Genomic DNA, 6,288 nt, shown 5'->3' with positions numbered 1-6,288 from the left:
GGCCCGCGGCGTCGGCGGCGGGCGCGCCGAGCGCGAGCGCGCCGGCGACCAGCGGCAGCGTCGCTGCCCAGGCCAGACCGGCGCGGGCGCGCAGTGATCTGGAGCGGCTTGATCTCATGTAACCCCCTGCTGTGGCGATGCGGTGCGCTGCGGGGTGCCGCGCTGCGCCGGGGCGCCGGTGCACAGCACCTCACGAGCGGTGAATGCGTTGGATGTGACGCTCACGCGATTCGCCACTCTTTCGGTGAACCGTTCATGTCAGGGACATGCGATCACCAAGAAGAGCCCAAGGAACGGCAAGGACTGGTCAGGAATGGGCATGGAGCGAACAGCCAACTCGCCATAGCGGACGACTTGCTGACCGAATATCAGCGCAACCCCGCAGGAACCGCCCTGATCCGGAACGGCAACACCGCGGCCAGGACAGACCGCCACGGCCCGCCGCGGCCGCCACCGGCGACCACTGCGGCCACCACCCTCCGCCCCCACGACCACAGGCCACGACGGACGACCCCACCCCCGGCACCGTATACGCACGACAGAGCAGGCCGTCCATAACGGACGGCCTGCTCTGTTCTTGTGGAGCTAAGGAGAATTGAACTCCTGACCTCCTGCATGCCATGCAGGCGCTCTACCAACTGAGCTATAGCCCCAGATTTTGTTCCGCCCGGTTCCCCGCTGCGGCATCGCCTACATTACACGGACCTCCCCGGCTTCTGCCAAATCGTTCTGCCGGGGGCCCTCCGGTGCGACGCACGGTACTGTCGGCCATCCGTGCCCGATTCGTCCTGGGGAGCCGAACGCCGTGACCGCGCTGGAGCTGGAAGGGTCCACCGAACCCGGCGGCGCCCACCCCGGCAGGGGCCTCGTCCGCCGGCACCCGGTCCCCGCAGCGGCCCTCGCCTGCCTGGTCTCCTTCACCGCCTTCTGGGTCGCGCAGCGCCTCGCGCATGTGTCGATGATCGACCTCATGGTCTACCGCGCCGAGGGCTTCACCGTCCGCAACGGCGAGTCCCTCTACGACATGGTGGCGACCTCGGCGCATCTGCCCAACACCTATCCGCCCTTCGCGGCGCTGCTGTTCACCCCGCTCACCCTCCTCGGCGTCCCGGCGATGCGCACCCTGGCCACGGCCGGCAACCTCCTGCTGCTCGTCGCCGTGGTGCACCTCTCACTGCGCCTGGTCGGCCAGCCCCTGCGGCTGCCCCGGCCCGCCGCGACCCTCGCGCTCTCCGCGCTGCTGGTGTGGTGCGAGCCGGTCTGGACGACGCTGCGCTACGGCCAGATCAACCTCCTGGTCGCCGTACTGGTCCTGTGGGACCTGACCCGCAAGGACACCAACCGTCTCGCGGGCATCGGCATCGGTATCGCGGCCGGTCTCAAGCTGACCCCGGCGCTGTTCGCCGTGTTCCTGGCACTGGCCGGCGCCGTCCGGGCCGCGCGGCTGATCCGCTCCGGCGCGGGGGCGCGCGCCGCATGGAACCCGTGGCTGCGACAGGCCGCTGTGGCGACCGCCACGTTCCTGGCCACCGCTCTCCTCTCCGCGCTCGCGCTGCCGCGCGACTCGTACCGCTTCTGGACCGAGATCGTGTTCGCCGCCGACCGGGTCGGTGAGGTGGAGATCACCGCGAACCAGTCGCTGCGCGGCGTCCTCGCCCGGCTGCTGCACAGCCACGACCCGGGCACCGCCTGGGTCGTGGTCGCCGGCCTGACCGCGGTCCTGGGGCTGGCGCTGGCGGCCGGGTCGCTGCTGCGCGGGGTGGGGGAACCCACGGCCGAAGGCCGGGGGCGCGCCTGGGCCGCGGTCGCCTGCGCGGTGACCGCCCTCCTGGTCAGCCCGATCTCCTGGTCCCACCACTGGGTGTGGGCCGTACCGGTGCTGATCCTGCTCGGGTCCGAGGCGCTCCGCCACAGCGGCAGGGCCGCCCGCCGCTGGTGGGCGACGACCGCCACGCTGGGCCTGCTGTTCTGCTCGTTCGCCCTGTGGTGGGTGCCGCACCGCTGGCACCACCACGAGGAACTGCACCAGAACGGCGCCCAGATGCTGCTCTCCGGCGTCTATCCGATCGCGGGGCTGGCCGTACTGGCGCTGACGGGGGCCCGGCTGTGGCGGCTCGGCCGGCGGCGGGGGCCTGCCGGTGGGTCCGGCCCGGCCGGCGGCGGCAGCGCCACGTGAACCGTTCGCCCGCGGACATGCACCGTACGAGCGCGGACATGAGCCCTACGCCACGGACATGAACCCTACGACCGCGGACGTGAACCCTACGGCCGCGCTGCGGGGTTGAGAGGTCGCCGTCCGCCCTTCACCACAACGCCCGGGGCGCCCGGCGCAGTTACGGCAGGAGCCCGCGACAACTGAAAAGACATCAGGCGGAAAGAGCCGGACGAAACGACTCTGCTCAGGCCGTGGCGAACGAGTAGAAACGCTTCAGTGTGCAGTGCTCGTCCAGCAGCCGCCCATAGATCGGCTCCCCGTCGAGTTCCCGGTAGGTCTCGATGGGGTCGCCCTTTATGACCAGGGCGCGGGCGCACTCTTCGCACCAGTACTGATAGTCGGTGTTGACGGGTTCCATGTCGCGGACGATCGGCGTGCCGCTGCCGCACCAGTCACATTTCCTGCTGTGGGCGCCCATCCATCAGCTCCAACTGTGGCCGCAGGCCGTACAAACGAAGGAAACTCCTCCGTTGTCGCCCAGCACCTGTGCGACATGGGACGAGCCACACGAAGGGCACTGCAGAGCGGAACCCTTGCTACCGCTGCCGGGGAACGTGGGACCGTCAACGGGGCAGGTGAAGCGGAGCGCATATTCCGGCAGCCAGTCATAACCCCGCGCCTCGGCCACTTCGAGCAGGTCATCGACCTTCTCGAGGATGCTCGTGGGCATCGCGATCTCTCCTCCCCTGCCGGCGCCGTCCGATTCTGCCACGGACCGCCCACCGGGTCAGGCCCGTCTTCGCGCCACCCCGGCGAGCCCGGCCGACGGACGCGGTGCCCGTCAGGCACCCACAGTGCCCGCGAGGGCGCGTCCGCCCCGGCCTGAGCCGGCCGATTTCAGGAAGAGTGTCCCGAAAAACGCGGCACCCAGCAGCAGTCCGACCCGGTTGGCGGTCACCGCAGGACCGCGCGCATCCACCACGCGCTCCTTGCGTACGACCCCAACGCGGCGGCGAGATTGGCGCTGTGGGCGAAATCGAGGCCCACGCCGGAACCGACATACACGGCATATACCCAGCCCCCGCCGCCAGTACCGGACCCGCCGTCCCTGAACGCCGGCCCGGCCCCCGCAGCGCCGCACGAACGTCCGCCGCGGGCCCGGCAGTACGCTGCAGGACGGGCCCGATAACGCAGAGATCCCGCCTCCATGAGGAGACGGGATCATCCGGATTGTGGAGCTAAGGAGAATTGAACTCCTGACCTCCTGCATGCCATGCAGGCGCTCTACCAACTGAGCTATAGCCCCGGGTCTTGTTCCGCTCCCCCGGGTTTCCCCCGGCGGCGCCGCGAACAAGAAGAACTTTAGCCTGCGACCTGCCCAGATGTGAAATCCGGTCGGTCGGGGCCGCCCGGCGGGGCCGGGACGCGTCCTAGTCGTCGTCGCCGAGCACCGGCTCCGGCAGGGTGCCGGCGTTGTGCTCCAACAGGCGCCAGCCGCGCGCACCCTCGCCCAGCACGGACCAGCAGCAGTTCGACAGCCCGCCCAGACCCTCCCAGTGGTGGGAATCCAGGCCGAGCAGCCGCCCGATGGTGGTCCGGATCGTGCCGCCGTGGCTGACGACGACCAGGGTGCCGTTCTCGGGCAGCTTGTCGGCGTGGTTGAGCACGACCGGGGCGGCCCGGTCGGCGACCTCGGTCTCCAGTTCGCCGCCACCGCGCCGCACCGGCTCACCGCGCTTCCACGCGGTGTACTGCTCGCCGTACTGCGCGAGGATCTCGTCGTGGGTCAGCCCCTGCCAGGAGCCCGCGTAGGTCTCCCGCAGGGCCGCGTCATGTGTCACGTCGAGCCGGGTCAGGGCGGCCAACTCGCGCGCCGTCGCCGCGGCCCGCTGCAGGTCGGAGGCGACGATGGCGTCCGGCCTGAGGGCCGCGAGCAGCCGGGCCGCGCGCCGCGCCTGGCCGAAGCCCGTCTCGGTCAGTTCGATGTCCGTGGACCCCTGGAAGCGGCGCTCCAGATTCCAGGCCGTCTGGCCGTGGCGCCACAGGACGATGCGGCGCCCCCTGGCGCTCTTGGTGCCGTTCAGAGCAGCTCTCCGTCCTGCTCGCCCGTCGTGGCCTGGGCGTGCGCGGCGGCCTTGCCGCGGGTGGCCTTGGCCTCCTCGGGGAGGTCGATCTCGGGGCAGTCCTTCCACAGGCGCTCAAGCGCGTAGAACACGCGCTCCTCGCTGTGCTGGACGTGCACCACGATGTCGATGTAGTCGAGCAGCACCCAGCGGGCCTCGCGGTCGCCCTCGCGGCGGACCGGCTTGGCGCCGAGCTCCTTGCTGAGCCGTTCCTCGATCTCGTCGACGATCGACTTGACCTGGCGGTCGCTGGGCGCCGACGCCAGCAGGAAGGCGTCGGTGATCGAGAGGACGTCACTGACGTCGTACGCGATGATGTCGTGCGCGAGCTTGTCGGCCGCGGCCTGGGCGGCGGCGTTGATGAGCTCGATGGAACGGTCCGTGGCGGTCACAAGCGGCTTTCCGGGTCGGGGGCAGCTTCTCCGGCCGGCGGGGGCAGGGGCGGGTGGCGCTCGGCTCAGCCGCGGCGCGCGCCGCAGTCCCCCATGGGCAACCGGATCGGCGGTCAAGTACCCCTCAAGGGTCTCACGGACCGCCGACACTCCCGCCGGGGTTTTCCTCCCATGGGCCGGTTCCGGCATTCGGCCTGGTCAGCGCCGTGATGGGGGCTGCTCGGCCCCGTTGTCGGGGGCCGAGCTCGCCGCGTCGCTCAGCCCTTGTAGTCCTGCCCCAGCACCACGGTGACGTCGGCGTTCCCCGCGCCCTTGGCCTGCTTGACCGCGCCCGCCGGCAGACCCAGCGTCTTGGCGACCTCGACGGCCTTCGCCTTCTGGGCGGCGTCCGCGTAGGTGACCTGGGACGTGGTCCTGGCCGCGCTGTCGGTGCCGTCGTCGACGAAGCTGTAGCCGCCGTTGACGAGTGCGACCTGCGCCTTGCCGGTGGCGCGCGCATTGCCGGTGGCGTTACGGACGGCGACCCGGGCGGTGGCGTCGGGGGCGGCCTTCTTGACCGTGCCGCCGAGCACGTCCTTGACCACGCTCGCCGCGGCGGTCGGGCTGAGCGTGCCGTTCGTCTGCACGGGCAGCAGGGTCGTGCGGTACGCGCCGGTCTTGGCCAGCTCCGCCCGCTGCGCCAGCGAGCTGCCCAGCTGGGCCTCGGTGAGCGGCGGGTCGAGCACCTGGAGCAGCGTCTTGACGGTGGCGGTGGCGCCGTCGGCGTCGCTGGAGACCTTCTTCAAGGTGGCCTGCATGACCTGGCCGAAGCGCTGCAGCTGCCTGATCTGGTTCTCGCCCGCCGCCCGGTAGGTGGCGTAGGCGACGGCCGCCTGGCCGTTGAGGTCCTGGGCGCGGCCCTGCTTGACCACCGGGGAGGCGCCCTTCTTGGCGCCGGGCACGGTGGCGTCGGTGTCGAGGGTGATCCCGCCGACGGTCTCGACGAGGTTCTCCAGGTAGGGGGTGTCCAGCCGCCAGGTGGCCTTGAGGTCGGCGCCCAGCAGGCTGTTGAGGGAGTCCCGGGTCGGCTCGGCGCCGTCGTCCTTGACGGACTTGGCGAGCGTCGTGGTGGTGCCGTCGTCCTTGGAGACGACGAGGCTGTTGGGCAGGAGGACGGTGGTGCCCTTGTGGGTGGTCTCGTTGTCCACCAGCAGCGCCGTGGAGCTGTTCCCGGTCCTGGTGTCCCTCAGATGTACGACGAGGACATCGCGCTTCTGGCCGCCGCCCGCGGCCGCCTTGCCGGTGTCCGGGCCGGCCAGGCCCGGCAGCTTGCCCGCCCACCACAGATAGCCGACGCCGCCGGCGACCAGCAGGGCCAGCACGACGGACAGCGCGACGATCCGGCTGCGGCCGCGCCGCTTGGCCTCCTCGCGCCGCTCGGTGCGGCTCTCGGTGAACTTCAGCCAGTCGATGACGTCTTCGGAGTCCTCGTCCGGCTCCTCGATGAAGGAGAACTGTTCGGTTTGGTACTCCGGGCCGGCCGAGGAGGGCGCGGGGGCGCCGCCCGCGGCTTCCGGCTCCGCCATGTCGGCCGACGGGGCGCGGCGCTGTGCGGGCGGCCGCGGCGGCCCGTCCTGGC

6 protein-coding genes and 2 tRNA genes are annotated in these 6,288 nt (G+C 71.3%); 1 reads left to right on the top strand and 7 read right to left on the bottom strand.

Annotated features, from left to right (window positions below; all coding sequences use genetic code 11):
* Window positions 1–580: 580 nt before the first annotated feature.
* Window positions 581–653: transfer RNA gene (locus tag DY245_RS34820), tRNA-Ala, on the bottom strand.
* 152 nt (window positions 654–805) lie between these two features.
* Between DY245_RS34820 and DY245_RS34815 the strand changes: the two genes are divergently transcribed.
* Entirely contained in the window at window positions 806–2,176 is a 1,371-nt protein-coding gene (locus tag DY245_RS34815; RefSeq protein WP_181924007.1) for a glycosyltransferase 87 family protein, read from the top strand.
* A gap of 223 nt (window positions 2,177–2,399) precedes the next feature.
* On the opposite strand, the gene DY245_RS34810 is transcribed toward DY245_RS34815, so the two are convergent.
* The 6 genes from DY245_RS34810 to DY245_RS34785 all read right to left on the bottom strand — a co-directional run.
* The gene (locus tag DY245_RS34810) at window positions 2,400–2,633 is read right to left on the bottom strand and encodes a hypothetical protein (protein WP_030413843.1); all 234 of its coding nucleotides are present in this window, start codon (window positions 2,631–2,633) and stop codon (window positions 2,400–2,402) included.
* Between the two features lie 3 nt (window positions 2,634–2,636).
* Window positions 2,637–2,885 carry a hypothetical protein gene (locus tag DY245_RS34805; RefSeq protein WP_128511100.1) on the bottom strand — a complete coding sequence of 83 codons (249 nt, stop codon included), beginning with the start codon at window positions 2,883–2,885 and terminating at the stop codon, window positions 2,637–2,639.
* Window positions 2,886–3,388: 503 nt separating this feature from the next.
* Window positions 3,389–3,461: transfer RNA gene (locus tag DY245_RS34800), tRNA-Ala, on the bottom strand.
* Window positions 3,462–3,585: 124 nt separating this feature from the next.
* Complete coding sequence (locus DY245_RS34795; RefSeq protein ID WP_128511101.1) at window positions 3,586–4,239, bottom strand: histidine phosphatase family protein; 654 nt, start codon at window positions 4,237–4,239, stop codon at window positions 3,586–3,588.
* On the bottom strand, window positions 4,236–4,670 hold the full coding sequence (rsfS, locus tag DY245_RS34790) for a ribosome silencing factor (protein ID WP_128511099.1): 435 nt from the start codon (window positions 4,668–4,670) through the stop codon (window positions 4,236–4,238). Before rsfS ends, DY245_RS34795 begins: the two co-directional genes overlap by 4 nt.
* A gap of 257 nt (window positions 4,671–4,927) precedes the next feature.
* Window positions 4,928–6,288: LCP family protein (locus DY245_RS34785; RefSeq protein WP_147318410.1), on the bottom strand; the 1,361-nt coding region annotated here is incomplete at its 5' end.

This window comes from Streptomyces inhibens, from assembly GCF_003389455.1.
Classification (GTDB): domain Bacteria; phylum Actinomycetota; class Actinomycetes; order Streptomycetales; family Streptomycetaceae; genus Streptomyces; species Streptomyces inhibens.
The sequence above is the reverse complement of the archived record's forward strand: the minus strand, read 5'-3'. Positions and strand labels throughout refer to the sequence as shown.

Bases quoted from the DNA above. Each gene is read 5' to 3' on its own strand.
- DY245_RS34810 (WP_030413843.1), bottom strand. From the start codon at position 2,633: ATGGGCGCCCACAGCAGGAAATGTGACTGGTGCGGCAGCGGCACGCCG.
- DY245_RS34805 (WP_128511100.1), bottom strand. From the start codon at position 2,885: ATGCCCACGAGCATCCTCGAGAAGGTCGATGACCTGCTCGAAGTGGCC.